The following is a 1,372-nucleotide window of genomic DNA, read 5'->3' as shown; positions in this document are numbered from 1 at the left end:
CGACGGCCCGGTGTCACCCGGGTTTCTCGGAAGCACCAGGTCACCTTGCCCGTCGATGTGCTTCGGGAGGCGGGGCTCGGTCCCGGCGACGAACTCCGGGTGACCGCCGATGGACGCGGCAGGCTCGTCCTCACCGTTGTCCATGATCCTCTTGAGGAGCTGATCGGCTCTGCTCCGGGGTCGTCCGCCATGACCGATCTCGACGCGTTGAGGAACGAATGGGAGCGGTAGTCCTCGATACGAGCGTGGTCCTTGCGTTGTTCGACCCCGATGACTCCCTGCACACAGGTGCGGTCCAGGCGGCCCGCCGTCGGCGCGACGCCGGTGATGGTTTCGTGCTACCGGCGAGCGTGCTGGCCGAGTTGCTCGTCGGTGCCGCGCGCCGGAGCGAGGAGGAGGTTGCCGTGCGCCGACGGCTCACTACCGCCGCATTCGGGCCGCCGTATCCTGTGGACGAAGCTGTCGCGGTTGCGGCCGCGCTACGGCGGGCGCGGCACCAGTCCCTACGGCTACCGGACGCGCTCGTGTTTGCTGCCGCCGACGTCGTCGGCGCTGAAACCATACTTACCGGCGACAAACGCTGGCAGAGTCTTGACGATCGGGTCGAGGTTGTCCGGTAGACGTGGGCAATGGCTCGCCGCATCGCTCCCCGTCCATCGCTTCGCGAGGCACGGGTACCCCGGCTCCGTCGGTCTCCACCCAACACCAGGGTGACTCCCTCCTCCGCCTCGCGATCTACCCACCCCAGCCTCGCTATCCCTGGGGTGACCAGGAGCGGACACCGGCGCGGGCGAACCTGCGCGGCTCCCGGTACGGCCAGCCCACTCCGGTAGATCTGCACCCGGCTGGTGCGACACCGGACGGGCTCCGCGACGTTGCCGGCAACGTGTGGGAGTGGACATCGACCCTTCGCCCCCTACCGGTTCGACGAGCCTGCCGGGATCGAACGCAGCATCGCCGCGCTCGCCGACGGCCTGGCGGAACTCGGCCACGCGGTCACCATCATCGCCGCCGGGCCGGCAGCCCGAGGACCGGCGGGTCGTCCGGCTGCACAGCCTGCACCTTCCACCGTTGCTGCACCCCGACACATTCGACGCCGCACTCGCGCAGGCATCCGGGCTGGCCGCCGAACTCGACGCGATCGCCCACGATCGACGGTTCGACCTCGTCTGCTGCGCGCAGCCACTGGCACGTCACCCGCGGTGCCACCTCGACCGTGGGCACAGGTCCGCCCGTTCCTCGCCGAGGCCGGGCTGGTCATCGTCGGGACTGTCCCAAACACCCTCCGGCCAGGTGCGAAGAGCCCGTTTAGGTGGAGTCCGGGTTCAGGGCGCGGCGGCGGACCTCGCCCGGCGTCAGACCGTAGCGTTCT

At 69.8% G+C, this 1,372-nt stretch carries 3 protein-coding genes and 1 pseudogene; 3 read left to right on the top strand and 1 reads right to left on the bottom strand.

The annotated features are described in order from the left end of the window. The 3 genes and pseudogenes from U9980_RS10655 to U9980_RS28510 form a co-directional block, all read left to right on the top strand. Positions 1 to 231, top strand: a 231-nt coding sequence (locus U9980_RS10655) for an AbrB/MazE/SpoVT family DNA-binding domain-containing protein (protein ID WP_322767769.1), incomplete at its 5' end; no start/stop codon positions are given. Next, entirely contained in the window at positions 219 to 620 is a 402-nt protein-coding gene (locus tag U9980_RS10650; RefSeq protein ID WP_322767768.1) for a PIN domain-containing protein, read from the top strand. The genes U9980_RS10655 and U9980_RS10650, both read left to right, overlap by 13 nt. 2 nt (positions 621 to 622) lie before the next feature. After that, positions 623 to 940, top strand: a pseudogene (locus U9980_RS28510) (SUMF1/EgtB/PvdO family nonheme iron enzyme); the annotation flags it as partial. A 62-nt stretch (positions 941 to 1,002) separates the two neighbouring features. On the opposite strand, the gene U9980_RS10645 reads toward U9980_RS28510, so the two are convergent. Beyond that, positions 1,003 to 1,224: a hypothetical protein gene (locus tag U9980_RS10645; protein WP_322767767.1), complete on the bottom strand. Its 222-nt coding sequence runs from the start codon at positions 1,222 to 1,224 to the stop codon at positions 1,003 to 1,005. Positions 1,225 to 1,372 lie beyond the last annotated feature (148 nt).

Source organism: Protofrankia sp. Cr1 (assembly GCF_963555865.1).
Classification (GTDB): domain Bacteria; phylum Actinomycetota; class Actinomycetes; order Frankiales; family Frankiaceae; genus Protofrankia.
Note: the sequence above shows the minus strand (reverse complement) of the source record. Positions and strands in the feature narration are given on the sequence as shown.

What these genes read in the sequence shown, in the direction of transcription:
- U9980_RS10650 (WP_322767768.1), top strand. Translation starts at nt 219, where the DNA reads ATGGGAGCGGTAGTCCTCGATACGAGCGTGGTCCTTGCGTTGTTCGAC.